We start from the raw sequence: 25,471 nt of genomic DNA on the forward strand, positions 1-25,471 counted from the left end.
GAACACAAACCAGCAATCGCCAATCCGCTTGAGTTTCTTTAGAACGAAAGACTTCGTCGCCAGCAGCGCCGCCGCCCTCGTTCAGTGAGTGGGCTTATAGAACTAACCCTCCCAAACAGTCAACAGCGCTTTTCGAAAAAACTGATTTTTCTTTCAAACAATTGTTTTTTCAGACGAAATTTCAGACCGCATGGAAATGCGGTCGTTTCCCGGATTCCGACCGACCTGACGCGACCAGGAAAATGAACCTCTTTCGACTTTTTGGGGGAGGAATGCTTTTTCCACTCCACCGCGCCCCGACATCATCACAATCTGCTGGTCTTAAGAGACACACGATTCACACAGGCAAATGCAGGCAGACTGCCTTTCCCGGTGCGATTTGACTTCCATGCCTATAATATGCACATCTTTCGCCCCAGCCAGGATGGCCGAGAAATGCTTCCAGAGACGTCGAATGTAAGGACGCGGACCCGACTGCCATGATGACGGAGAAAATGATGATCCGCTCGTTGGGCAACGAGCCTCCGCTTCTGGCCGACGGCAGGCGTGCGCCCGACCGCCGAGAGGTTTCCTTGCGCTGGCTCTCGGGCACGTTCCTCACCGGCATTACATCCTCCGTTCTGATGGGCGTCGCGCTTTTTGCCGCTCTTGACGGCCGACAGCAACTGGCGATCCCCGCCGAGGCCTATGCAAGTGCTGCCGCGGACGCGCACGAGGATACGACAGTGGTGCGCGGCGGAAGGCTGATCGCGCCCGCCATCGCCGCAAAACCGTCCGACCGTGCCATCATGGAAGTTTCGACCGTTGTCCACGATGGCGAGAAAGAGGTCGTTCGTCGCCAGCCTTTCGCGCATGTGAAGATGACGCTGGCCGCCAACCATGTGGCGACCGAGGACTATCCCGACTTTGATCCCCTGGCGATCTTTTCCGCCGACGAGCCGCAGCCCGCCCCGCAAAGCCGCACTGGTGCGCTTTACGGCTCCGATGTCGAATCCGAAGTCAGCCTGAAGACCATTTCCTTCCCGACCGGCAAGAGCAGCATGAAGATGGCGTCCGGCCTGTCGCTCGAAGAGGTCGAAGAAAACGTGCGTTCCAATGGCTCGGTGCTGACTGATGGCAACACGCAGCTTGCAGCCCTTTATTACGTCGATCCACGCCGCTTCTCCAATGAGGATGCCGATGTCGATCTGACCGCCGGCCTCTCGGCTCGCGTGCTCGAACAGAACATGACCGTTTCCGCATCGGAATCGATCACGCCGCAGACCGAGGAGTTCGCCGACGACATCCTGCCCGTCCGCGTCGATACGCCGATCGCCAAGGCGCTGACGGATTCCGGCTATCCGCAGCAATATGCCGATGGCATTGCCGGGTTTATCTCGCAGCAACTGGGTTCCGCCGATCTCGACAAAGGCGACGTGCTGCGGATCGGCATCATTCAGAAGGGCGAGCAGGCAAAGATCATCCGAGCCAGCGTCTATCGCGGCACGCGCCATCTCGTCACCGTGGCCGTCGACGACAAGGGCAGATACGTGCCCGGAAGCGAGCCGCCGATGCTGGATGCCATCGCCACCGCCTTCGATGACAATTCCTTCGCGCCGCCACCCGGTCAGAACCTGCCGCGCGTCTATGACGGCATCTATCGCGCGGCCCTGTCCTACGGCATGACCAAGGATATGACGGCGCTGATCATCAAGCTGCTCGCCAGCAATGTCGATTTCCAGGCGCAGCTGAGGTCGACCGATAGTCTCGAGGCCTTCTTCTCCGTCGCCGACAGCGCCGGCCAGGCGACCGAGGATTCCGAACTGCTCTACGTCAACGCTCGTTTCGGCGATACGCAGACGCGCTTCTACCGCTTCCAGGACCCCGATGACGGCACGCTCGACTATTTCGACGAGAACGGCAAGAGCATCCGCCAGTTCCTGCTGCGCAACCCAGTTCCCAACGGCATCTTCAAATCGGGCTTCGGCATGCGCCGTCACCCGATCCTCGGTTTCGCCCGCATGCACACCGGTGTCGACTGGGCGGCCCCCCGCGGTACCGCAATCATCGCCGCCGGCAACGGCACGGTCGAAAAAGCCGGCTGGGATTCCGGCGGTTACGGCAACCAGACGATCATCCGCCATGCCAACGGCTATGAATCCTCCTACAATCACCAAAGCGCCATCGCCAAGGGCGTTATCCCCGGCGCCAAGATTCGTCAGGGTCAGGTGATCGGATGGGTCGGCACGACGGGCGAGTCCACCGGACCGCACCTGCACTACGAGCTGATCGTCAACGGCACAAAGGTTGATCCCCTGCGCATCCGCCTGCCGGGCGGCAAGTCACTGCAGGGCGAGGCGCTGGCGAAATTCGAGGACGAGCGCAAGCGCATTGATACGCTGCTGAACAACCAGACCTCGGATCAGGTGGCGAGCAAGTAATTTGCAACCTTTTCCTCGTCTCGTCCCCGTAAAATAAAATGGCGGCCGAAGCCGCCATTTCTCATTTATCCAGCAAAGCCGGCCTATGCCGCTTCGCTCACCGTCTGGCCGGTCCTGAACTGCAGCCGGTCGGAACCATTCGTCACCTTCACCGTCGATCCATCCGGCACCTGGCCCGACAGGATCTGCTCGGCCAGCGGATCCTGCACGAATTTCTGGATCACCCGCTTCAACGGCCTTGCGCCGTAGACCGGATCGTAACCCTTATTCGCCAGCCAGTGGCGCGCTTCCTCGTCAAGGTCGATGACGATCTTGCGTTCGGACAGCAGCGCCACCAGCCGCTTCAGCTGGATATCGACGATCGCGCCCATCTCCTCACGCTTCAGCCGGTGGAACAGAATGATCTCATCGATGCGGTTCAGGAATTCCGGCCGGAAATGCCCGCGCACGACCTCCATCACCTCCTCGCGAACCGTATCGCTGTCGTCACCGTCCTTGAGCTGCGTCAGATATTCGGCGCCGAGGTTCGAGGTCATGATGATCATCGTGTTGCGGAAATCGACGGTCCGCCCCTGGCCGTCCGTCAGGCGTCCGTCATCCAGCACCTGCAGCAGGATGTTGAAGACGTCTGGATGCGCCTTTTCGATCTCATCGAACAGCACGACCTGATACGGCCGGCGGCGCACGGCCTCCGTCAGCGCCCCGCCTTCGTCATAACCGACATAGCCCGGAGGCGCACCGATCATCCGGGCAACGGAGTGCTTCTCCATATATTCCGACATGTCCATGCGCACCATCGCCGTTTCGTCGTCGAAGAGGAAGCGGGCGAGCGCCTTGGTGAGCTCCGTTTTACCGACGCCGGTTGGGCCGAGGAAAATGAACGAGCCGATCGGCCGGTTCGGATCCTGCAGACCGGCGCGGGCGCGGCGCACAGCGCGCGACACCGCCTGAACCGCATCGCCCTGGCCGATTACCGATTTCGCCAGTTCATCCTCCATCCGAAGCAGCTTGTCGCGTTCGCCCTCCAGCATCCTGTCGACCGGAATGCCGGTCCAGCGGGAAACGACATGGGCGATATTGTCGGGGATAACAACCTCCTGCACCATCGCGCCGCGTTCGCCATCCTGCCTCTCAGCATCGACCAGCTGCTTTTCCAGATCCGGGATGACACCGTAGGTCAACTCGCCGGCGCGCTGGAATTCACCCTTGCGCTGGGCAATCGCCAGTTCGTTGCGGGCATCGTCGAGCTGCTTCTTGAGATCGGCGGCAAGGCCGAGCTTCTGCTTTTCCGCCTGCCAGCGGGCCGTCAGCGCATCGGCTTCCTCTTCCAGGCCGGTCAGTTCGGTCTCCAGCCGCTTCAGCCGGTCGGCCGAGGCGACGTCGGTTTCCTTCTTCAATGCCTCGCGCTCGATCTTCAGCTGGATGATGCGGCGGTCGAGTTCGTCGAGTTCTTCCGGCTTGGAATCCACCTGCATGCGCAACCGCGCCGCCGCCTCGTCCATCAGGTCGATCGCCTTGTCGGGCAGGAAACGGTCGGTGATATAGCGGTTGGAAAGCGTCGCAGCCGCCACCAGCGCCGCATCGGCGATGCGCACCTTGTGATGCTGCTCGTATTTTTCCTTCAGGCCGCGCAGGATCGAGATCGTGTCTTCGACCGTCGGCTCGTCGACGACAACAGGCTGGAAGCGCCGAGCAAGCGCCGGGTCTTTTTCGACATGTTTGCGATATTCGTCGAGCGTGGTCGCGCCGACGCAATGCAGCTCACCGCGGGCAAGAGCGGGCTTCAGAAGGTTGGACGCGTCCATTGCCCCATCGGCCTTGCCGGCGCCGACCAGCGTGTGCATCTCATCGATGAACAGGATGATCTCGCCGTTCTCAGCCTGCACCTCGTTGAGCACGGCCTTCAGCCGCTCCTCGAATTCGCCGCGGTATTTCGCACCGGCAATCAGCGCGCCCATATCGAGCGCCATCAGCTTCTTGTCCTTCAGCGATTCCGGCACGTCACCGTTGACGATGCGCAGCGCCAGACCCTCGACGATCGCGGTCTTGCCGACACCGGGTTCGCCGATCAGCACAGGATTGTTCTTGGTACGGCGCGAAAGCACCTGAATGGTGCGGCGGATTTCGTCGTCGCGACCGATCACCGGGTCGAGCTTGCCGTCACGGGCTTCGGCGGTGAGATCGCGTGCGAATTTCTTCAGCGAATCGAAACCCTGCTCGGCATTGGAAGAATCCGCCGTCCGGCCCTTGCGGATGTCGTTGATGACCTGGTTCAGGCCCTGGGCCGTCACGCCGGCGTTTTTCAGCGTCGAAAACGTCGAGGCCGAGGATTCGATCGCCAGCGCCTGCAGCAGGCGCTCGACGGTGACGAAGCTGTCGCCGGCCTTCTTCGCCGCCTCTTCTGCGGTCGAGAGCACCTTGGCGAGCGGCTGCGCCAGATAGATATTGCCGTTACCGCCGGAAATTTTCGGCAGTTTGGCCAGCGCTGCGTCATTGGCGAGGCGTGCAGCCTTGGCATCGCCGCCGGCGCGCTCGATTAGCGACGCCGCCATGCCCTGATCGTCGTCGAGCAGCACTTTCAGCACATGTTCGGGCGTGAATTGCTGGTGACCCTGCGCCAGCGCATAGGTCTGCGCCGACTGAATGAAGCCGCGCACCCGCTCGGAGTATTTCTCGATATTCATATTCTACCTCCATGGATCGCCCTGCCCTGACGAGGCGCAGACCGATGATTGAGATCGACCCCCTGAAAAGGCAGGCCGCGCTTGGCCCATCTCAGATTTGGGCGAAGCAGTCGAGGAGAATATGGTACCCTGTTCTGCGAGTTTAAAGAGCCGACAAAACGAAAATCCCCGGCGCGAAGCCGGGGATTTTCGTCGCAATTCTAACAGATGGCATGAACCTCATACTCCCCCTGAAGGAGAAGCGAAATCCTCATTCCGATGCGGCGTCAGCCAGTACCGGCGCCTCGCCAGAGGAACCCTCGCCCTCAGCGGCTGCTTCGCCTTCGGCGCCGCGACGCGGGCGACGGGGACGGCTGCCGGTGCTGCGACGGCGCGGCTGGCGCGGCTGACCGCCGGAACCTTCCTCATCCATGGCGACCTCGGCCGGAATGCCTTCGATCTCCGGCTGCGGGCCGGTTCCGTCGATCACCTCGGGCTGGGGTGCCGGTGCAGCCGCCGGGGCAGGCGCCGGTTGCGGCTGAGCCTGCGGCCGGTGCTGCTGCCTGCTCTGCGGCGGCTGGACGATAACGACATCGTCGCCGTCATTGTCGTTGTTATCCATATCGTCGCCGTCGCGATCCACACCGTCCCGATCAGAACCATCGCGATCATATTCGCCGCGATCGTCTCGCTGGAAGCGTTCCTGCATCTGCGCCTGGGCGCTGGCGATGATACGATAGTAATGTTCGGCGTGCTGGAGATAGTTCTCGGCAATCACGCGGTCGCCGGAACTTTGGGCGTCGCGGCCGAGCTGTGCGTATTTTTCGGCGATATGCTGCGCAGTACCGCGAATCTTCACATCGGGGCCGGAACTGTCATAGGTCCGGGTCAGCGGATTGCCGCCCTTGCGGTTGAAATTGTTGTTATTGTTATTGTTATTGTTATTGTTACTTCCGCCGCCGCCACCGCCGTTATTGTTGTTACCACGCCCTCGACCGCGCTTGTTCTGCTGTCCTGGCCTCATAGATCGTTCACCTGAATTCTCTGTTTATGATGGATACATGGCACCAACCGCCATGACCGAAAAGCGGGTCAGGACCTTTGTGCCGCGAGCATACTGCGCCTTTGCGCCGACCTGCCGCTTGGTTTTCAAGTCAGATTGACTGATTCACGCATTGGGTCGTGTTCAACCGTTGAAACTCTCGTTTAAAAGAGCGGACCCCCGAGGCAAACCAAGTACCGAACGAATCTCGTTCATTCCTATCTGCCCAACACGTGACCGCAACCTATATTGCTTCCCGTGGAAATCCAAGCCTTTTCTTCGCAATAACAATAATGTCCTGTTCAATGCAGCAATTATCGCCAGTCACGCGAGCGCGAACACGAGCACTCTATCATTCTGACCATAATCTTTTACGGATTTGAGGCATTTGAAGCCTTTCGCTTCAAAAATCGCCGTCACATCGTTTCGCTGATCGTAGCCGATTTCGAGTCCGACGACCGCATCGGGCCTCATGAACCTTGCGGCATCTTTGGCGATCGCGCGGTAGGCGTCAAGCCCATCCGGGCCGCCATCCAGTGCCGCAACCGGATCAAATTTCGTCACTTCGGGAGCAAGATCGTGAATGACATTGGAAGCAATATAGGGCGGATTTGAGACGATCGCATGAAACCAACCCTGGATGCTCTCGAACCATCTCGACTGTACGGCTTGGAAACGATCCTGTAATCCGTTCCTTTCTGCATTGGATGTTGCCGTCCGAAGTGCATCCGCCGAAATATCGCTGCCGATACCTGACGCTTCGGGACATTCGCGCAAAAGCGCAAGGCATATCGCCCCCGTCCCGGTTCCCATATCAAGGATATGGAGATGGTCTTGCGCCTCTGCAAGGTCATTCAGATAGGCAAGCACCGTATCGACCAGGATTTCCGTATCCGGTCGCGGTTCCAGCGTTTCCACTGAGAGCCGAAGCGGCAGGCCATAGAACTCCCGCTCGCCGAGAATGCGATGCACCGGCTCATGACCGAGCCGCCGTTGCACCGCCTTGAAAATCACCTCGGCCTGCTCAGAAGAAAGCCGCTCGGACGATCGCGTCAAAAGCTCGGTCGGCGATAGTTTCAGAAGGCCCGCGACAAGCAACCGCGCATCGGTCGCCGGGTCGGCGACACCTGCTTCGATGAAGCGGCGGCGCGCTTCGGCAAGCGTATCGGCGACCGTCGAGCTCATTGTTGCTCGCCGAGTTGTGCCAGCTGGCTTGCCTGGTAATCGGCCATCAGCGCATCCACCACCTCCTCGATCTCACCTTCCATCATCCGGTCGAGCTTGTAGAGCGTCAGATTAATACGGTGGTCGGTAATGCGACCCTGCGGGAAATTATAGGTTCGGATGCGTTCCGAGCGGTCGCCGGAGCCGACCTGGCTCTTGCGGTCGGCCGAGCGCTCGCTGTCGGCCCTCTGCCGCTCGGCATCGTAGAGCCTGGAGCGCAGCACCTGCATCGCCTTGGCGCGATTCTGGTGCTGCGATTTTTCCGAGCTGGTGACGACGATACCGCTCGGCAGATGGGTGATACGCACCGCGGAGTCCGTCGTATTGACGTGCTGGCCACCCGCACCCGAAGAGCGCATCGTGTCGATGCGGATATCCTCCTGGCGGATCTCGATGTCGATCTCCTCGGCCTCCGGCAGCACGGCCACCGTTGCGGCCGACGTATGGATGCGCCCGCCCGCCTCGGTCTCCGGCACACGCTGCACACGATGCACGCCGGATTCGAATTTCAGCTTGGCGAACACGCCCCGGCCGGTGATCGTCGCGATGATTTCCTTGTAGCCGCCGGCTTCGCCCTCGCTCGCCGAGAGCATCTCAACCTTCCAGCCTTTCTCCGCCGCAAAACGCTCGTACATGCGAAAGAGATCGCCGGCAAAAAGGGCCGCTTCAGAGCCGCCTGTGCCGGCGCGGATTTCGAGGATGGCGCTCTTCTCGTCAGCCGCATCCTTCGGCAGCAGCAGGATCTGCATCTCCTGCTCAAGCGCCTCGATCTGCTCTTTCACCTCGGGCAGCTCCAGCTCCGCAAGGTCGCGCATTTCGCGGTCGACCGACTTGTCTTCGAGCAGCGTTTCGAGATCGGCAAGCTCGGCTATCGCCTTCTCATAGGCGCGGATCTTCGTCACGACGGGCTGCAGCTCGGAATATTCGGATGCGAGCTTCACATAGACATCGGCAGCCGGGCCTGCCGACATGCGCGCTTCGATCTCTCCGAAACGGCGTTCCAGCTCGCGCATCTTTTCAACGGGAAGCTTCGCCACCCTTCACTCCGATTCTTCTTAGTCTCTGTCTAAAGGGGAATATTGTGGCTTTCGGCGAAGCGGGCAAGCACCTCGCGCATCGGCATCATGGCGTGGATATCGTCCAGCACCTCGTCCATCGCCTTGGTCAGCGCCCCGACATCGAGCCCGAGCAGCATTGCCTTCACCGGCCCGATCGAGGCCGGCGACATCGAGATCGAACGGAAGCCGATGCCGAGCAGCGCCATCGCCGAGATCGGTTTGCTGGCAAGCTCGCCGCAGAGCGTTACCGGCGTCTTGTTCCGGTCCGCGCCGCGCACGATATCGCGCAGAATGCGCAAAAACGGTTTGCCGAGCGGATCGAAGCGGTCCGAGACCCGCGCATTGCCACGATCGACCGCCATCGAAAACTGGAAGAGGTCGTTCGAACCGACCGAGACGAAATCGACCGCCTCCATCAGTTCATCGAGCTGCCAAAGCAGTGCAGGCACCTCCAGCATCGCGCCGAATTGCAGCTTGCGCGGCAGCCCGTGACCGAAGCGCGAGAGATGCTGCACTTCCTTCTGCAACAGCTCGCGCACGATCTTCAGCTCGGAAACCTCGGTCACCATCGGCACCATCAACTTCAGCTCGGTGTCTGCCGATGCCTTCAACAGAGCGCGCAGCTGGGTGCGCAACAGTCCCGGCCGGTCGAGCGACAGCCGGATGGCGCGCCAGCCGAGTGCGGGATTTTCTTCCTCATGGCCGCGGAAATACGGCACGACCTTGTCGCCGCCGATATCAAGCGTACGGAAGGTGACGGCGCGGCCCGCCGCCTGTTTTATCACATTGCGATAGAACTGTTCCTGCTCGTCCGCCTTCGGCATGGTGGAGGCGATCATGAACTGCAGTTCGGTGCGGAAGAGGCCGATGCCCTCGGCACCCGATTCCGAAAGCTGCGGCAGGTCGACCAGCAGCCCCGCATTCATCATCAACCCAATCCGCTGCCCATCCTTGGTCACCGGTTCGACGGCGCGCAGCGCCCGGAACTGTTCCTGCCGCCTGGCGCGGAAGCGAACCTTTTCCTCGTAGGAACGCCGGTGATCGGCCATCGGTCGCAGATGTACATGTCCCTCGTCGGCGTCGATGATCACGGCATCGCCGTTCTCGGCGAGCGCCACCACACCGGCTGCCTGGCCGATGACCGGAATACCCATGGCGCGCGCAACGATCACCACGTGGCTCGTCACCGCGCCTTCTTCCAGCACCAGCCCGCGCACATTGGCACGCGGATAATCGAGCAGCTCGGCCGCCCCCATGGCACGCGCCAGGACGACCGCATCGTTGGGGAAACCTTCGGCAGTCGTCCGCCCGGTATACCCCGTCAATTGCCTGAGCAGCCGGTTCGCCAGATCCTCGAAATCATGCATGCGTTCGCGCAGATAGGGGTCGGTCAACCGCATCATCCGGGCTTTCGTGTCGCTCTGCACCTTCTCGACCGCCGCTTCCGCCGTCAGGCCGTTGCGGATCGCCTCCTCGAGCTTGCGCACCCAGCCCTGGTCATGCGCGAACATGCGATAGGTCTCGAGCACCTCTCGATGTTCGCCCTCCATCGAGACATCGCGACGCGACAGCATGTCGTCGATCGAGATCCTGAGCGAGCCCATGGCTTCGGCCAGCCGCCGGATTTCCTTCTCGGCATCCTCGTTCAACAAATTGGTGACGACAATGCGCGGCTCGTGCAGCACGACGTAACCGAGGCCGATGCCGTCATTATACGTGTCGCCGTCGACGGTCACCGAACGCGTCAGGTCAAGTTCGAGGCCCGGCTTAGTGATCTTCTTCAGCTCGCCCGTGGCGATCATCTCGGCCAGCACCATCGCCGTCGTCTCGAGCGCTTCCAGCTCTTCCTCGCGATAGTTGCGGCTCGCCTTGTTCTGCACGACGAGAACGCCAAGCGAGCGCCCGGTCCTGAGGATCGGCACGCCGAGGAAGGAATGGTAGATCTCTTCGCCCGTTTCCGGCAGGTAGCGGAATGCAGGGTGCGACTGCGCATCGGAAAGGTTCAGCGGCTGGGCCGAGGCGGCGATCGTGCCGACCAGGCCTTGCCCCATTTTCAGTTGCGCCAGGTGCACGGCCTCACGGTTGAGGCCTTCGGTCGCATAGAGTTCGAGCACGCCGTCGGCCCGCAGCACGTAAACGGAGCACACCTCCGCCACCATGTTGCCGGCGATCTGGCGGACGATCCGGTCAAGACGATCCTGCGGCTCCAGCGGCTCCGCCATCAACTCGCGCAGCCGCCTGAGCAGCACGCGCGGACCGCCGGAAAGGTCTCTCATGGCGTCTCAAGCTCCCGAAACAACGCACTCAGTCCCGGCGGGCCGGCCTTCGTCTCCTCAACCTGAAGGGGCAGGCCGCCCACTGGGAATCAATTCTTATCCAGACCGTAGCAGGAATGCAAAGTCCTGACAGCGAGTTCTGCATAGGGACCGTCGATCAGAATGGAAATCTTGATCTCGGAGGTCGTGATCGCCTTGATGTTGATGCCTTTTTCGGCAAGTGCACGAAATGCGGTAGCCGCAACGCCGGCGTGGCTGCGCATGCCGATGCCGATGACCGACACTTTCACCAGCCCCGATTCGTTCTGCACGACATCGTAGCCGATCTTCTCCTTATGGTCGCCGAGCACCTTGATTGCCTTCTCGACGTCACCTGACGGTACGGTGAAGGTCATGTCGGTCTTCGACCCATCCTCGGAGATATTCTGGACGATCATGTCGACATTGATATGGGATTCCGCGAGCGGCCCGAAAATCGCCGCGGAAACGCCCGGCCTGTCGGCTAGACGGCGAAGCGAGATCTGAGCCTCATCCTTGGCATAGGCGATGCCGGTGACTACTTCCTGTTCCACGATTTCATCCTCGTCACAAATCAGCGTTCCGGGCGGGTTTAGCAGATCGCCCATGCCCGGAGCATCGGGATCTTCGAATGACGAGCGCACGAAGGTGCGCACCTTGTGCACCATGGCAAGCTCGACCGAGCGCACCTGCAGCACCTTGGCGCCGAGCGAAGCCATCTCGAGCATTTCCTCGAAGGCGATCTTCTTCAGCCTGCGCGCCTTCGGCACGATGCGCGGGTCGGTCGTGTAAACGCCGTCGACATCAGTATAGATATCACAGCGATCCGCCTTGACAGCTGCCGCGATGGCGACGGCCGACGTATCCGATCCACCGCGCCCGAGCGTCGCGAGGCGGTTGTCTGGTCCCAGTCCCTGGAAGCCGGCAATGACGGCAACCTGCCCCTCGCCCATCCGTTTGACGATGTCGGAACCGTCGATTTCCATGATGCGCGCCGCGCCATGCGCATTGTCGGTGCGGATCGGGATTTGCCATCCCTGCCAGGAGCGCGCATTGATATCCATCGCCTGCAATGCGATCGCCAGCAACCCGGAGGTCACCTGCTCGCCGGAGGCGACTACCGCATCATATTCCCGCGCATCGTAAAACGGAGAGTTCGCGCCAATCACCTTCGGCATGCCCTGGACCCAGCCGACCAGTTCATTGGTCTTGCCGGACATGGCCGACACCACAACCGCCACCTCGTGGCCGGCATCGACTTCGCGTTTTACATGGCGGGCGACGTTCCTGATGCGGTCCAGGTCAGCGACGGACGTGCCGCCGAATTTCATTACGATGCGTGCCATATGCCTCTACCACGACTGGCGCCGGGAAAGCGGAAAACCGGATCCGGCATCACGAAAGCTCTGGGGCAGACCTCTTGGCCAGAGAGCCGGGCTCCCGACTTCCGGAACCGCTCAAAAAGCCTAGGTCCCCAAGGCCCCAAGTTGCGGCGTCTCTTAGCGAGTTTGGCGGGGGGAGGCAAGCGCGCGCGATAAAAGCAATTACCCAACTTTGCGTCAAAAGCTGTCCCTGACTACCCGTCACGTTGCCCGCGGAGATCCCGGCACGTAGGATTAAGAAAACAGATCGCAGGACTCTCATTTCACCTTGTCGGAAAAACGCTCGATCATATCGTCCACACGCGACAGGAAGAGCTTGAGCAATGGCGAGCTGTTTGCCTTGTGATACCCCACCATCAGATCGATTGTCGGCGCCTTGCCGATGAGCGGGCGGCTGATGACCGACCGGGATAGGAAGTTCTCGGCATAGGCGGGAAGCAGCGCGACGCCGCGGGTGGACGCGACAAGCGACACGCCCATGGCGAAATTGTCGATCAGGTGCTTCGGCGCGATCTTGAGACCGAGCCGATCGAAATAGTCGTTGATGACGCCGCGGAGTATATGCGGCGTATCGGACATCCCGATAAAAGTCTCGCTGGCAAGATCCATGGGATCGATCGCCTTGCATGCGGCAAGGCGATGGTCGCTTGGCAGGATCACCACCAGCGGTTCTCTTGCGATGACGACATATTCGATATCCGGCTTCGGCTCGCGGCGCAGAAAGGCGATGTCGAGTTTTCCGCGCTGGAGTTCATCGGCAAGCTGCGGCGAATACTGGCTCGAGACCCTGATCTCGATGTTGGGCAGCTCGTCCCGAAGAATTCTCGTGGCATGAGGGAGCCAATCCACCTCCTGTCCCGTCAGAAAGCCGATGGAGAACACCGGTTTGCTAGGCTCTGCAGCGCGCCGCGCCGCCTCCACCGCAGCTTCCGCCTGAGCAATCGCCTGACGTGCATGCTCCAGAAAGGCAAGCCCGGCTGCCGTCGCCTCCACACCCCGCGCGCTGCGCGTCAGCAGCGGAACGCCGACCTCGTATTCGAGATCCCTGATCTGACGGCTGAGCGAAGGCTGTGCCGTGTGCAGCCGTTGTTCAGCGGCAAGCGTCAGGCTGCCTTCTTCGACGACGGCGACAAAATAGCGAAGATGCCGGAGTTCCATCTTAACCTCCATGCCTGGAAGGCATGGCTACCAACTTACAAAGTCTTTTTCATCGGCGCAAGAAGCGCCTAGATCTTTGCTCAACGGAAACGATCACGGAAACGAAATCCGACGACAAAATCTGCGCCTGTTTTGATCCGTCTTTCGGAAAAACAATGAATTTCAAAGGATTAATATCATGTCTACCCCCGTCGTTCTTATCACAGGCGCGCTGACCGGCATCGGTCGGGCCGCTGCAGTAGCACTGGTCAAGGAAGGTAACCGAGTTGTCGTTTCCGGCCGCAATGAGGAAGCAGGCCATGCCTTGGAAACCGAGCTTCGCTCGCTAGGCGCTGAAGCCGAGTTCATCCGCGCGGATGTTCGCGACGATGACGATGTCCGCAAGCTGGTGGATCAGACGATCGAACGCTTCGGTCGGTTGGATGCAGCGGTCAACAACGCCGGCACCGAAGGCAAGCCGGGTGCCGTGACCGAACAAACCGCTGAGAGCTATGGAGCGACCTTCGATACCAACGTGCTCGGTACGCTGCTTTCGATGAAGCACGAGTTGCGCGTCATGCAGGCGCAGGGCCGCGGCAGTATCATTAATATCTCGTCGACCTATGGTCATGAAGGAGCCGCCGGCGCGTCCGTTTACGTCGGCAGCAAGCATGCGGTCGAAGGCATGACCAAGTCGGCGGCGCTCGAAGTCGCCGCGACCGGCGTTCGTGTCAATGCCGTGGCACCTGGCCCGACCGAGACGGGCATGCTGAACCGCTTCACCGGCACACCGGAGAACAAGACTGCACTGCTTTCTGGCGTGCCGCTTGGCCGTATCGGCCAGCCGGAAGAAATGGCCCATGCCATCGCCTTCCTTGCTTCCGACAAGGCTTCGTTCATCACCGGCCAGATCGTCACGGTCGATGGCGGCAAGACTGCTGGTTAATGCCGAACTCAAGGGCGGCCCCTGGCCGCCCGCATCCTCCAAACTCCAGCAAAGGATGAATACGATGTTTACCCACCAGACCGCCCCGACCGAATTCGTCGACGCCAACGGTATCCGCTTCGCCTATCGCCGCTTTGGCAATAAAGACGGCATTCCGCTCGTCTTCAATATGCACTTCACCGGTACGATGGATCATTGGGATCCACTGGTAACCGATGGTTTGGCAAGGAATCGCGAGGTGATCCTGTTCAACAATGCCAGCATATCAAGCACCTCTGGCGAAGTGCCAACTTCAATCGAAGAAATGGCCATCAACGCCGCAGTCTTCATCAAGGCGCTTGGGCTGACTGAGGTCGACGTTCTCGGCTTCTCGCTCGGCGGACTTGTCGCACAGGAACTGGCGATCGCAGAACCGTTGCTCGTGCGCCGGCTGATCCTCGTCGGTACCGGTCCGCGCAGCGGTGAAGGCATGACAACATTGACGCCCGAGGCCCAACAGATCTTCGGCGCAAGTTATGCGGATCCGGATAATCTCTGGCTTGGCGCCTTTTTCACACCTTCCGAGAAAAGCCAGACGGCCGGCCGCGAATATCTGAAGCGCTTCCGTCTACGCAGCGAAGGTCGTGATCCGGACGTCAGCGACAAGGTAGCATCGGCCCAGATCGCAGCACTTGGCAAGTGGGGCGCTCCTCGCGAGAATCCCTTCGACTATCTCAAGGCGATCCATCAGCCGACGCTGGTCGTGAATGGAGGACACGACGTGATCATCTATACCGTCAACTCCTTCATCCTGCAGCAACAGATCCCGAACGCGCAGCTCATCATCTACCCCGATGCGAACCACGGCTCGCAGTATCAGTATCCCGAACTCTTCGTCGCGCACGCATCTCATTTCCTCGATGCACTGAAGTAACCGACCCAAACCGGCGCAATCCAGCACTCCGACAAACCCAGCCGACACCCGGCACGCGACTACCGGCCGATGGACCATGCGTGGATCATCCTGAATTCCAACTCGAAAGGAGACCTTCGTGCCCAATCTTTCAGGTAAAACCGCCCTCGTCACTGGTGCCTCGCGCGGCATCGGCCGCGCCAGCGCGCGGGCGCTGGCCAAGGCAGGCGCACAGGTGCTCGTCCACTACGCTAGCAGCCCGGCCGAAGCCGTCGCTGTTGTCGCCGAGATCCGCGCAACCGGCGGTCGCGCCGAAAAAATTGGTGCCGACCTTTCGGCAGTAGACGGACCGCACAAGCTCGCCAGGCAGACCCGCGACATTATCGGCGGGCGACTTGACATTCTGGTGGCAAACGCCGGCGTCTCGAAAGCCGCGACAATCGAGGACATGACGGTCGAAGACTTCGACGGTCTCTACGCCGTCAATGTCCGGGCGCCTTTTTTCCTCGTGCAGCAGCTGCGGCCGGTGATGTGCACCGACAGCAGTGTCATCTTCGTCTCCTCGCTGGCGGCGCATGCCTCGGTCGGCACGCTTTCGGCCTATGCCGCGACGAAGGGCGCAATCGATACACTGGTCAAGCATTTTGCCTCGGCGCTCGGCCCGCATGGCATCCGAGTCAATGCCGTTGCCCCCGGTGTCGTCGAGACCGACATGTCGAACTTCACCAAGACGGATGCCGGCCGGGATTTCACGCTCGGCATGCAGGCGCTGAAGCGCATCGCCCAACCGGACGATATTGCCGGCGCCATCGTCTTCCTCGCTTCCGACGATGCCCGGTGGATCACCGGCGACACACTCCGCGTCGACGGCGGATCGAAACTGTAAACGCTCATCCATCTCAATCCTTCAAGGACAGGACAATGAAACTCTATCAATCCAAGGGTTCGCCCAATTCTCGCCGCGTGCGGATACTGATCGCCGAAAAGCACCTCGACGTCGAACTGGTCGCTATCGACCTGGGCGCCAAGGAGCAATTCTCCGATAGCTACCAGGCGGTCAACCCGCGCGTGGTGGTGCCGACCCTCGTGCTCGATGACGGCACGGCGATCGGCGAGGTTCCCGCCATCCAGCGTTATCTCGACGAGGCATATCCTGATGTGCCGCTGCTCGGTACGACGCCGAAGGAAAAAGCGATCATTGCCATGTGGGATCGGCGGGTAGAGGCGGAAGGCTTCGCCTCCACAATGGAAGCGATCCGCAACACTGTGCCAGGACTGAAGGACCGCGCCATTGCTGGCCCGCATGATTACGAACAGATCCCTGCCCTCATCGACCGTAGCAGGAAACGTCTCGCCAATTTCTACGGCGATCTCGAAATGCGCCTAAAAGACGTCCCCTTTGTTGCCGGCAATGCCTTCTCGGTGGCCGATATCACGGCACTGGTGACCGTGGATTTCGCTACAAACGCAATCTCCGCGCCAATCCCTGCTGAGACGACGGCATTGAAGGCCTGGTACGACAAGATCGCCAACCGGCCAGCGGCAACTGCCTGATGCCCGTAAGCGACGGTAGCAAGCATTGCGACCGTCGCATACGCTTCTCCTGCCCCTGCAACTCGGATCTCCTCTGGGAACAGGGCCGCACCGCTCGCTCGGCATAACCTCTTGGGGTTATGTTCGATCCGTCCGCCTTCCTTCGTCATTTGTTCACAAAAACAAAATGCAGGCGAAGACTTGCGCGGAGCAGCTATATCGAACCCTGCTTTGGCAGCTTTCGCCATGAAGATAACCATAACTCTTCGCGGAGGCGGAACATGACTGACACTGTAAAACTCGACCGTGCGCTCGGACTCTGGTCCGGACCTCGGCTACTACCACGTTGAGCCGCAAGTGCAGCGCGTCGTCCTCGACGCGGTCGGCGAATTGCGTCTCGCCGGCGATTGTCGACGAGGTTCCGATGCCCTGGACGCGCGCGGTCAACGACGAATGGCTCGACCTCTGGTGCGTCTTCATGTCCGCCTTCTTCGGCGAGACGATCGAAAGATATCGCAAGAATATAGATGCCGCTGTCGTTACGATGATCGAGCGCGGCATGGCGATGAACGCCACTGCCTACAAGCGGGTGGAACTGCTGCGCACTTCGATTTGGCGCGACATGGCCAGGCTTTTCGAGAGTTACGACGCCCTGCTCTGCCCGACCTGCGCCATCACCGCCCCGCCAGTCCACGAGACCGACGACGATTATGTCTCGACGCTTACAGATGGCCGCTTCAAGGGTCTCGACATGACCTGTCCCTTCAATATGCTGCCGCAGCTTCCGGCCCTCTCGCTGCCCGTCGGGTTGCAGATTGTCGGCCGCCGTTTCGGCGACGAACATGTACTTTCCCATGGTGCTGCACTGGAGGCACGCCTAATCGCAACCGGCATCACCCAACGCGTCTGCCGCCACCCTGAACCGTGCCCCTTGACTTATGCCCGCGATCGTCCGACTTCACTTGGGACGAACGAAGGAGAGGACGATGACGGAAACCGCCAGAAGCACGATCGACCAGACCGAGGTGGACCGCTTCTCGGCAATGGCGGCGGAATGGTGGAGCCCGACCGGCAAGTTCAAGCCGCTGCACAAATTCAACCCCGTCCGCCTCACCTATATAAGAGACAAGGCCTGCGAGAATTTCGGCCGTGATCCGAAAAGCGCCCGCCCGCTCGACGGCCTGCGCGTACTCGATATCGGCTGCGGCGGCGGTCTGTTGTCTGAACCGGTCGCCCGCATGGGCGCCTCAGTCACCGGCGCCGATCCGTCCGAGAAGAATATCGGCATCGCCTCGACCCATGCCAGGGCTTCCGGCGTTTCGGTCGATTATCGCGCCGTCACCGCCGAGGAGCTGGCAGACGCCGGCGAAACTTTCGACATCGTTTTAAACATGGAAGTGGTCGAACACGTCGCCGACGTCGAGTTCTTCATGACCACCTGCGCGAAAATGGTCCGCCCCGGCGGCCTGATCTTCGTTGCCACCATCAACCGCACCATGAAGGCGGCAGCGCTTGCCATCTTCGCTGCCGAGAACATCTTACGCTGGCTGCCGCGCGGCACCCACCAGTATGAAAAACTGGTGCGCCCGGAAGAGCTGGAAAAGCCATTGGCGGCAAGCGGGCTCGAAATCACCGACCGCACCGGCGTCTTCTTCAATCCGCTGTCGAACCAGTGGAACCTGTCCAGGGATATGGACGTGAACTATATGCTGCTGGCCAGGCGCGGGGCGTAAGCAAAGTCCTTGCACCAAGAAAATTGTGATAAGATGATCCGGTCATCCGAAGAGAAAACCGATGGGCGAAGCCGCAGAAGTTACCGTTACTCTCGAGCCTCGTCTCGAAGAATATGTGCGCGACGATGTCGCCCGCGGCGCCTATAAATCGAGTAGCGACTATATCGAAAGTGTGCTCCGCGAGCGCTACGATGATGATCAACGCGTTCACGAACTGGAAGACGAGTTACAGAAGGGCATCGACGATCTGGAAGCGGGACAAGTCATGTCCCTCGACGAGACGTTCGACAGTGTCTACGCGGAACTTGGTCTGGACAAGCTCCGCGCTCGGTGAAGGTGGCTTTTTCATCTTCTTTCGAGTTGAAGGCTCTACCGTGAAGGTGTTGCGTATCCCGCATGGCGCGCGCGATTACGCCCGCATCCTTCGATGGATGACTTGAAATCTTAATTCACATCTTCAGGCAAAACGGGAATGGCGGCGATCTCGATGCCCTCTTCGAGAAGCGCCTGCGCCTCGTCGACCGTCGCCTGGCCGATGATGCCGCGGGCATCCGCCTCGCCATAATGGATCTTGCGGGCTTCCTCGGGAAACTGCGTGCCGACGTCCTCGGAATTGGCCTTGACCGCGGCGACCGCCTCTTTGAGCTTTTGCAGCGCCTCCTGACGCAGGGCATCCATCGCCAGCGTCTGCCTCTCGTCCTTCTTCCGCGCCGTCGACACCGAGGGCGCCATCAGGAGCTTGGAGACGGCGGCGGAATGACAGACCGGACAGGTCAGGAAACCGGTCGCGACCTGGCGATCGAAATCGGCACTTTCCGAAAACCAGCCTTCGAATTCATGGGCATTGTCGCAAGTGAGGGAATAGCGGATCAAGCGGCGACGCCTCCGGCGACTGCTCCCGCAATCTTCTCGACCGAGAACTCCCGGCCGTTCCTCAGGTTCGGGATCTTGTCATGCGCAGCCTTGACCGCGCCGGGATCGATGTCGGCGATGATGACCGCCTCCCCTGTGGCGCCGGCCGACGCCAGCACCGTGCCCCAGGGATCGACGATCATCGAATGGCCGAAGGTCTCGCGCCCGTCCTCGTGCCGGCCGGCCTGCGCGGCGGCGATGACAAAGACACCGTTCTCGATCGCGCGTGCCCTGAGCAGTATCTCCCAATGCGCTTCGCCGGTCTGCTTGGTAAAGGCGGCGGGAACTGTCATCACCTCGGCGCCGGCAACCGCCTGGGCGCGGAAGAGTGCTGGAAAGCGCACATCGTAGCAGATCGCAAAGCCCACTTCGGCAAAGGGCAGCGACAGGACGCGCGCCTCCGAGCCAGCCGTATAGGCGGCACTTTCCCGCCAGCTCTCGCCATTGTCGAGGTCGACGTCGAACATGTGGATCTTGTCGTAGCGATTGAGGATCCTGCCGTCGGGGCCGAACAGGAAACCGCGATTGGCGATCTTGCCGTCGGCTAGCGCAATCGCCGTCGAGCCGACATGCATGTGGATGCCGAGTTCCCGGGCGAGCTCGGAGCCGGTTTTGACGATGATGTCATGCGTCTCGTCTGCGAGCACCGCACGCGCCGCCGCGCGGTCGCGCTGCAGCATGCCGGTCATCTCAGGCGTCTGCACATAGGTCGCGCCTTGGGCGGCGGCCTCGCGCACCAGCCGTGCCATGGTGGCGGCATTCTTCACCGGATCAACCCCGGAGCACATCTGGACGGCGGCAGCCTTGAAACTCATCGGTTCTTCCTCAGGCCGCCAGCATCGGATCGAGCTTGCCGGCCCGATCGAGCGCAAAGAGATCGTCGCAACCGCCGACATGATCGGCGCCGATGAAGATCTGCGGGAAGGTGGTACGCCCGTTCGACTTGCCGATCATCTCTCGGCGAAGGTCCGGTGAATATGTCGCATCGTGCTCGACGTAGTCGACACCCTTTTCTTCGAGAAGGGACTTGGCGCGGGTGCAAAAACCGCAGAACTGCCGCGTATAGATGGTGACGGGTATCATAATCTCTCCAGACCGATGCCGGGTATTTCTGTCATATAGGCTCGGACAATGCCCTTGCAAAGGTCAAAACCGTTATCTCGGCCGCGCCCGCCTTGCGCAGCGTCCGGCTTGCCGCAGCCACCGTCGCCCCTGTTGTATAGACGTCGTCGACGAGGACGATGCGCTTGCCGAAAATGTCGTTTTCGCAACCTTTGGCAATCGCGAAAGCGCCCCTGACATTATCTTCGCGCGCCTTCGCGCCAAGGCCAACCTGCTGGCTGGTGCGCTTGACGCGCACAAGTGTGGCGGCAAGAAGCGGCTTACCCGAGAGCCTCGCCATATGGCGGGCAAGTTCGGCTGCCTGGTTGAATTTGCGCGCCAGCATACGGGTGCGGTGCAGCGGCACCGGGATTAGCGCATCGCAGCTTTCGACCGTCCCGTCGGAAGCGCGCAGCATCCAGGCAGCCATCATCGGTGCCAGATCGGTGCGGTCGCGATATTTCAACCCATGCACGAGATCGCGAACCGCATGGTCGTGGGTCGCAGCCGACCGCAGCCGATCGAAGGGCGGCGGGTGAGCAATCGCCTCGGCGCTGAGGATGCCGGCGCCGAGATCATGCGAGAAGGGAATGCCGAGCACCTCGCAATAGGGCCGTTCGATGAAGCGGATGCCGGACCAGCACTTCGCACACAGCCCGCGATGGCCGCCGGTCGAAATGCCGCAGACGGAACAGGCCGGGGGATAGAGAAAATCTGCAAGCACGGAAAACGGCCGCAAAAGCTGCGCCCGCAAGAACTCCGTCCGTGTTTTGCCATCGATCGGCCTCATCCGGCTGAGACTAAAGCATGTCGCGCAAAAGTGTGCAGCGGTTTTTGCGTCAACCACATGCGTAAAAACAAAGAGCTAAAGCGCATGGAGCGAATCTGAAAGATCGCGACGCGCTTTAGCGCGTTCTTTCAGAAAGGAAAATCGTCTTGCTGCGTCAGCGCCACAGGATTAATGACATCGTCATGGAATCGATCTTCGACAGAGCCCTGATCGCCGCACATCGTCATCGCGCGCTCGCCAATAACGACCCGAAAGCCGCCTTCCTGCTCGACATTGCCGCTGAGGAAATGGCGGAAAGGCTTGCTGTTGTCGAGCGGACCTTCGAGACCGCCGTCGAACTGCATGGCGCAACTGGAGCCGCCGCCCGTGCCGCGCTGGCGACCGGCAAGATCGGCACGATGATGCGCGTCGAGAGCGAGAGGGCCTATGCGAGCCCAGGCGAAACCTTGATCGAGGCGCCGCTTGAGGACGTGCCGCTCCAGCCGCAATCGGCCAATCTCATCCTTGCTCCGCTCAGCTTGCATCTGACCAACGATACGCCAGGCGTCTTCATCCAGATCCGTCGCGCTCTAAAGCCGGACGGCCTGTTCCTGGCGGCTATCCCCGGTGCCAGCACGCTGCAGGAACTGCGCGACGTGCTGCTGGCCGCCGAGGTCGAGATGACAGGCGGCGCAAGCCCGCGTGTCATCCCCTTCGCCGATGTGCGCGATGTCGGCAGCCTCTTGCAGCGCGCCGGTTTCGCGCTGCCGGTGATCGACGCGGAAAACTACACGGTACGATATGATTCGCTATTTCCGCTGATGCGGGATCTGAGAGCCATGGGCATGAGCAATCCGCTTGCAGCCAGGGGCCGGGTGCCGCTGACGCGCGCCTTCTTCCTGCGTGCAGCCGAGATCTATGCCGAGCGCTATTCCGATCCCGACGGGCGCATCCGCGCGACCTTCTCGATCATCTATGTCTCGGGATGGGCGCCGCACGAGAGCCAGCAAAAGCCGCTGAGGCCGGGTTCAGCCAAGGCACGCCTTGCCGATGCGCTGAAGGTGGACGAGCACAAGCTCAGCCAGTGACAGCGACGGTCTCTTCAATTTGTGATCATACCGTTGTTGATCACGTTGAAGACATTCTGAAGGGCGCCGGTGAAGAACCCGAGACCCGAGACGAGAGCGCCGCAAATGAGCGCGGCGATCAGACCGTACTCGATGGCCGTCGCACCTCTGTTATCTGCAAGAAATGCTTTCAAAAGATGCATGACCCCAACCCTTGGCGCGAACTGACAGCAAACGACCATTCCACGACCATCGGGCGATGGCCGGCATTTTTCAGCAACCGGCGCCGACGCCATAGCCCTGGACGACGCAGACCGAGCCGGGCGTATCCTGGAGGACGCTGCGGCGGATCGTATAACGCTTGCCGCTTTCGCTCTTCGGGATCGATCCGGTTGTCATCGTGTCGAATTCAAGCGGCGCGCTGGCAAAGACGCTCTTCTTCGAGGAATCCGCAAGCATCGGCGTCAGGATAAGCGTCAGGGCGACCACCGCCGTGCCGAACAGAAGGGCGATATTAAGCGCACCCGTCCTGCGCGAGGCAGACGAAACCCGTTCCTTTTCCCGGACAGCTTTCCAGAAATCATCGTCCATGACGTCAAGCCTTTTAATACACGCACGCCAGATGCTTGATTGAGGCCGATCTTTGGCAGAATGTGTTAAATGATCCATTAATATCCACAGCCGAAAATGGCCCGGCATGATAATAATCAGGTAACGCTAATACATATCATCGGGAAATTTGCAGCGGTTCCGGGGAGGCATCATGCAAAAGACAAAGACTAAAGCGCATCATCCGAATCCGGATCGGCGTGATGCGCTTTAAAGTAAATCCTGCAGCATCGGGATGAGCGGCTCGTCGGCCGGCGGCATCGGGTAATCGCGTAGCGCCTGCGGACGCACCCATTTCAGTGCTTGACCCTCGCGGCCCTGGGGAATGCCCTCGTAACGCCGGCAGATATAAAGCGGCATCAAAAGGTGGAAGGTTTCGTAAGAGTGGCTGGCGAAAGTCAGCGGTGCCAGGCAGGCGATCTTGGTGTTGATGCCGAGCTCCTCTTCGAGCTCCCGTATCAACGTTTCCTCCGGCGTCTCGCCGGGCTCGACCTTGCCGCCGGGAAACTCCCACAACCCGGCAAGCGACTTTCCCTCGGGGCGCTGTGCCAATAGGATACGCCCATCGGCATCGATCAGCGCACAGGCGACGACCAGCAATATCTTCCGGCCGGCATCGCTCATCGCGGCTCCTGCTGCCAATAGCAATAATGATAAGCGTCGCGAAAACCGAGGCGTTCATAGAGTGCGATGGCCGGACGGTTGGACAACTTCACCTGCAGCCAGGCCGATCGGGCGCTGCGCATGCGCGCCCAGCGCAGCGCCGAGGTCAGGATCTCGGTGCCCAGTCCCTCGCGCCGCCGCGTTTCGGAGACCGAAAGCGACATGATGCCGGCAAGGTCGTTGTCCTGAACGCAGAGCACGGTCGCCAGCGGGCCGTCCGCCGCATTCTCGATCATGAACAGGCCGGACGGCGGCTTGATCGCCGAAATGATCTCGGCAAGCGCCGGCTTCAAGTTCAGTGGCGCCCGGTCGACGGCGAGGTTGGCGTCGACGAACCGGCCGATATCATGGGTCGGCAGGTGATCGAGCGTATCCGGCAGCTCGGCCTCGGCAAGGTCGCAGGTCATCACCACCGTCTCGTCGAACCGCGTCCAGCTCTGCGCGCGCAGAAGCTCGATCAGCACCGGCGAAGCAAGCGGCGTCTGGCGGATGACGGCGGCGCGGCCATAGGCCTCGAACTTCCGGCTCGCCTTTTCCAGGCGGATTTCGACATCGCGATGGTCCGAGGGATCGAGCGGCACGATCGAATTCAGCCGGTTGGACGGATGGCCGGCCGTCAGCCGCACCTGCCAGCTGCCGTCATATTGCACGGACGCCGCCGGCCAGGCCCGGAAGCCGACGGCCTCCAGCCTGCGCACCAGCGGCAGATTGTGTGAAGAGATGGATGCCTGCACCAAAGAACGATCAGCTCCGATAGTCGCCATTGATCGCAACATATTCCTTGGTGAGGTCGCAGGTCCAGACGGTTGCCGAACCAGTGCCGAGTCCAATGTCAACTTTGACGGGGATATCCTGCGCCTTCATGACCTTCGAGGCGGCCTCCTCGGAATAATCGGGATCGCGCTCGCCATTGACCGCGACCCTGATGTCGCCGAACCAGATGGCCAGCCGGTCGCGGTCGGCCATCTCGCCCGATTTGCCGACCGCCATGACGATGCGGCCCCAATTGGCGTCTTCGCCGGCGGCCGCCGTCTTGACCAGCGGCGAATTGGCGATCGACAGTCCGATGCGCTTGGCTGCGGCATCGCTCTCGGCGCCCGTCACGGTGATTTCGAGCATCTTGGTGGCGCCCTCGCCGTCCCGCACCACCTGCAGCGACAGATCCTTCAGCACGTCGTTGAGTGCGGCCCGGAATGCTGCAAGGCGCGGGTCGTCGGCACTTTCGATACGGGCCTGGCCGTCCTTGGCCGCAGCACCCGTCGCAAACAGCATCAGCGTGTCGGAGGTGGAAGTGTCGCTGTCGACGGTCATGGAATTGAAGGTCGGGCCGACGCCATCGGACAGAAGCACTTGCAGCGCCTCGGGCGCGATGTCGGCATCGGTGACGACGAAGGAAAGCATCGTCGCCATATCGGGCGCGATCATGCCGGCGCCCTTGGCAATGCCGTTGATCGTCACGACGACGCCGCCGATCTCGGCGCTGCGGGTCGAAACTTTTGGATAGGTGTCGGTCGTCATGATCGCCTTGGCGGCCTCGAACCAGAAATCGCCGGTCGCTTCGACCTGCATCCGCTCCAGAACGCCTGAGAATTTGGTGGCGTCGAGCGGCTCGCCGATGACGCCGGTCGAGGCCAGATAGACTTCGTTTTCGGCGCAGCCGACTGCAGCGGCAGCCGACTTCGCCGTCAGTGCGGTCGCCTGGCGGCCCTTCAGGCCGGTGAAGGCATTGGCATTGCCGGAATTGACGACGACGGCGCGGGCACTGCCATGCGGCAGATTGGCCCGGCAGAAATCGACCGGCGCCGACGGGCACTTCGAACGGGTGAAGACGCCCGCAACGGCCGCCGGCTTGTCAAAGACCATCATCAGCACGTCGGTGCGGTCCTTGTACTTGATGCCGGCGGAAGCCGTCGCCATGCGCACGCCGCGCAGCGGCGGCATCGAGACGAAGGATTTCGGAGCGAGCGGAGAGACGGAACCGGACATGATGAAACCTGCCAATGGGCATTTCCAGGCGAATGGAAAC

The 25,471-nt window shown here is 61.0% G+C and carries 25 protein-coding genes; 9 read left to right on the forward strand and 16 right to left on the reverse strand.

Annotated features, from left to right (window positions below; translation table 11 throughout):
* Window positions 1–479: 479 nt before the first annotated feature.
* Window positions 480–2,420, forward strand: coding sequence for a M23 family metallopeptidase (locus tag HJB84_RS31605; RefSeq protein ID WP_207581943.1), 1,941 nt, complete (start codon window positions 480–482; stop codon window positions 2,418–2,420).
* Between the two features lie 83 nt (window positions 2,421–2,503).
* Here the strand turns inward: HJB84_RS31605 and clpB are convergent, their stop codons facing one another.
* From clpB to HJB84_RS31640, 7 genes are all read right to left on the reverse strand, one after another.
* Window positions 2,504–5,104 carry an ATP-dependent chaperone ClpB gene (gene clpB, locus HJB84_RS31610; RefSeq protein ID WP_207581944.1) on the reverse strand — a complete coding sequence of 867 codons (2,601 nt, stop codon included), beginning with the start codon at window positions 5,102–5,104 and terminating at the stop codon, window positions 2,504–2,506.
* 250 nt (window positions 5,105–5,354) lie between these two features.
* Window positions 5,355–6,107 carry a DUF4167 domain-containing protein gene (locus HJB84_RS31615; protein WP_221117828.1) on the reverse strand — a complete coding sequence of 251 codons (753 nt, stop codon included), beginning with the start codon at window positions 6,105–6,107 and terminating at the stop codon, window positions 5,355–5,357.
* Window positions 6,108–6,449: 342 nt separating this feature from the next.
* Window positions 6,450–7,310 carry a peptide chain release factor N(5)-glutamine methyltransferase gene (gene prmC / locus HJB84_RS31620; RefSeq protein ID WP_207581946.1) on the reverse strand — a complete coding sequence of 287 codons (861 nt, stop codon included), beginning with the start codon at window positions 7,308–7,310 and terminating at the stop codon, window positions 6,450–6,452.
* Complete coding sequence (gene prfA, locus HJB84_RS31625; RefSeq protein ID WP_221117829.1) at window positions 7,307–8,386, reverse strand: peptide chain release factor 1; 1,080 nt, start codon at window positions 8,384–8,386, stop codon at window positions 7,307–7,309. Before prfA ends, prmC begins: the two co-directional genes overlap by 4 nt.
* Before the next feature lie 29 nt (window positions 8,387–8,415).
* The gene (gene ptsP / locus HJB84_RS31630) at window positions 8,416–10,683 is read right to left on the reverse strand and encodes a phosphoenolpyruvate--protein phosphotransferase (protein ID WP_207581948.1); all 2,268 of its coding nucleotides are present in this window, start codon (window positions 10,681–10,683) and stop codon (window positions 8,416–8,418) included.
* An 89-nt stretch (window positions 10,684–10,772) separates the two neighbouring features.
* Window positions 10,773–12,047, reverse strand: coding sequence for an aspartate kinase (locus tag HJB84_RS31635; protein ID WP_221117830.1), 1,275 nt, complete (start codon window positions 12,045–12,047; stop codon window positions 10,773–10,775).
* Window positions 12,048–12,341: 294 nt separating this feature from the next.
* Window positions 12,342–13,241, reverse strand: a complete 900-nt coding sequence (locus HJB84_RS31640; RefSeq protein ID WP_221117831.1) for a LysR family transcriptional regulator — start codon at window positions 13,239–13,241, stop codon at window positions 12,342–12,344.
* Window positions 13,242–13,419: 178 nt separating this feature from the next.
* Here HJB84_RS31640 and HJB84_RS31645 point away from each other — a divergent pair, with 178 nt between their 5' ends.
* The 7 genes from HJB84_RS31645 (at window position 13,420) to HJB84_RS31675 (ending at window position 18,658) form a co-directional block, all read left to right on the forward strand.
* Entirely contained in the window at window positions 13,420–14,166 is a 747-nt protein-coding gene (locus HJB84_RS31645; protein WP_221117832.1) for an SDR family NAD(P)-dependent oxidoreductase, read from the forward strand.
* 64 nt (window positions 14,167–14,230) lie between these two features.
* Window positions 14,231–15,079: an alpha/beta fold hydrolase gene (locus tag HJB84_RS31650; RefSeq protein WP_221117833.1), complete on the forward strand. Its 849-nt coding sequence runs from the start codon at window positions 14,231–14,233 to the stop codon at window positions 15,077–15,079.
* A gap of 118 nt (window positions 15,080–15,197) precedes the next feature.
* On the forward strand, window positions 15,198–15,944 hold the full coding sequence (locus HJB84_RS31655) for an SDR family NAD(P)-dependent oxidoreductase (protein ID WP_207581952.1): 747 nt from the start codon (window positions 15,198–15,200) through the stop codon (window positions 15,942–15,944).
* Window positions 15,945–15,979: 35 nt separating this feature from the next.
* On the forward strand, window positions 15,980–16,612 hold the full coding sequence (locus tag HJB84_RS31660) for a glutathione S-transferase family protein (protein WP_207581953.1): 633 nt from the start codon (window positions 15,980–15,982) through the stop codon (window positions 16,610–16,612).
* Window positions 16,613–17,015: 403 nt separating this feature from the next.
* Window positions 17,016–17,744 carry an amidase gene (locus HJB84_RS33885; protein ID WP_259671224.1) on the forward strand — a complete coding sequence of 243 codons (729 nt, stop codon included), beginning with the start codon at window positions 17,016–17,018 and terminating at the stop codon, window positions 17,742–17,744.
* A complete protein-coding gene (gene ubiG / locus HJB84_RS31670) occupies window positions 17,635–18,324 on the forward strand; it encodes a bifunctional 2-polyprenyl-6-hydroxyphenol methylase/3-demethylubiquinol 3-O-methyltransferase UbiG (RefSeq protein WP_259671226.1) in 690 nt (229 codons plus the stop codon). The genes HJB84_RS33885 and ubiG overlap by 110 nt, the downstream gene beginning before the upstream one ends.
* Window positions 18,325–18,385: 61 nt before the next feature.
* A complete protein-coding gene (locus HJB84_RS31675) occupies window positions 18,386–18,658 on the forward strand; it encodes a type II toxin-antitoxin system ParD family antitoxin (protein ID WP_207581956.1) in 273 nt (90 codons plus the stop codon).
* Window positions 18,659–18,768: 110 nt separating this feature from the next.
* On the opposite strand, the gene HJB84_RS31680 is transcribed toward HJB84_RS31675, so the two are convergent.
* Genes HJB84_RS31680 through HJB84_RS31695 form a run of 4 tightly spaced genes read right to left on the reverse strand, consistent with a single transcriptional unit; the run spans window position 18,769 to window position 21,127 of the window.
* Window positions 18,769–19,197: a DUF1178 family protein gene (locus tag HJB84_RS31680; protein WP_207581957.1), complete on the reverse strand. Its 429-nt coding sequence runs from the start codon at window positions 19,195–19,197 to the stop codon at window positions 18,769–18,771.
* Window positions 19,194–20,051 (reverse strand): carbon-nitrogen hydrolase family protein, encoded by an 858-nt coding sequence (locus HJB84_RS31685; protein ID WP_207581958.1) that lies wholly within the window; start codon window positions 20,049–20,051, stop codon window positions 19,194–19,196. Before HJB84_RS31685 ends, HJB84_RS31680 begins: the two co-directional genes overlap by 4 nt.
* Window positions 20,052–20,061: 10 nt before the next feature.
* Window positions 20,062–20,319, reverse strand: coding sequence for a glutaredoxin 3 (gene grxC / locus HJB84_RS31690; protein WP_221117835.1), 258 nt, complete (start codon window positions 20,317–20,319; stop codon window positions 20,062–20,064).
* Window positions 20,320–20,350: 31 nt separating this feature from the next.
* Window positions 20,351–21,127, reverse strand: coding sequence for a ComF family protein (locus HJB84_RS31695; RefSeq protein ID WP_221117836.1), 777 nt, complete (start codon window positions 21,125–21,127; stop codon window positions 20,351–20,353).
* A 182-nt stretch (window positions 21,128–21,309) separates the two neighbouring features.
* Here HJB84_RS31695 and HJB84_RS31700 point away from each other — a divergent pair, with 182 nt between their 5' ends.
* Complete coding sequence (locus HJB84_RS31700; RefSeq protein ID WP_207584383.1) at window positions 21,310–22,194, forward strand: methyltransferase domain-containing protein; 885 nt, start codon at window positions 21,310–21,312, stop codon at window positions 22,192–22,194.
* A gap of 14 nt (window positions 22,195–22,208) precedes the next feature.
* On the opposite strand, the gene HJB84_RS31705 is transcribed toward HJB84_RS31700, so the two are convergent.
* The 5 genes from HJB84_RS31705 to argJ all read right to left on the reverse strand — a co-directional run bounded on the left by HJB84_RS31705 (window position 22,209) and on the right by argJ (window position 25,431).
* Entirely contained in the window at window positions 22,209–22,376 is a 168-nt protein-coding gene (locus HJB84_RS31705) for a Flp family type IVb pilin (RefSeq protein WP_207581961.1), read from the reverse strand.
* A 70-nt stretch (window positions 22,377–22,446) separates the two neighbouring features.
* Entirely contained in the window at window positions 22,447–22,764 is a 318-nt protein-coding gene (locus tag HJB84_RS31710; RefSeq protein ID WP_207581962.1) for a hypothetical protein, read from the reverse strand.
* 228 nt (window positions 22,765–22,992) lie between these two features.
* Window positions 22,993–23,406: an 8-oxo-dGTP diphosphatase MutT gene (gene mutT / locus HJB84_RS31715; RefSeq protein WP_221117837.1), complete on the reverse strand. Its 414-nt coding sequence runs from the start codon at window positions 23,404–23,406 to the stop codon at window positions 22,993–22,995.
* Window positions 23,403–24,209: an N-acetyltransferase gene (locus tag HJB84_RS31720; protein WP_207581963.1), complete on the reverse strand. Its 807-nt coding sequence runs from the start codon at window positions 24,207–24,209 to the stop codon at window positions 23,403–23,405. The genes mutT and HJB84_RS31720 overlap by 4 nt, the downstream gene beginning before the upstream one ends.
* Window positions 24,190–25,431, reverse strand: a complete 1,242-nt coding sequence (argJ, locus tag HJB84_RS31725; protein ID WP_207584384.1) for a bifunctional glutamate N-acetyltransferase/amino-acid acetyltransferase ArgJ — start codon at window positions 25,429–25,431, stop codon at window positions 24,190–24,192. The genes HJB84_RS31720 and argJ overlap by 20 nt, the downstream gene beginning before the upstream one ends.
* Window positions 25,432–25,471: the final 40 nt, after the last annotated feature.

This window comes from Rhizobium sp. NZLR1b, assembly GCF_019685155.1.
Classification (GTDB): domain Bacteria; phylum Pseudomonadota; class Alphaproteobacteria; order Rhizobiales; family Rhizobiaceae; genus Rhizobium.